This window comes from Pseudomonas sp. BJa3, from assembly GCF_026343815.1.
In the GTDB taxonomy this organism is placed as follows: Bacteria; Pseudomonadota; Gammaproteobacteria; order Pseudomonadales; family Pseudomonadaceae; genus Aquipseudomonas; species Aquipseudomonas soli.
In genome coordinates, this window is sequence record NZ_JAOXMC010000562.1 from 1 (window position 1) to 234 (window position 234).

Here is a 234-nt window from a genome sequence, read left to right on the forward strand (position 1 = left end):
TACCGCGTACGACACCTGGTACGCAATGGTGGACCGCGAAGACGACATCCGCGCCGGGTCGAAGTCGACGGCGATCCTGTTCGGCGACCTCGACCTCGTCATCCAGGGCGTTCTCTACACACTGGTGCTGGTGGCGCTGGGACTGGTGGGGCGGCAGGCCGGGCTGGGCATGTACTACGGGGCCGCACTGGGTCTGTCGGCGCTGCTGATCGTCTGGCAGTTCAGGCTCGCCTG

Annotated in this window: 1 protein-coding gene; it reads left to right on the forward strand. The window is 66.7% G+C overall.

Annotated elements, in window-relative coordinates; genetic code table 11:
* Nucleotides 1–234: UbiA family prenyltransferase (locus OH705_RS28790; protein ID WP_267303644.1), on the forward strand; the 234-nt coding region annotated here is incomplete at both ends.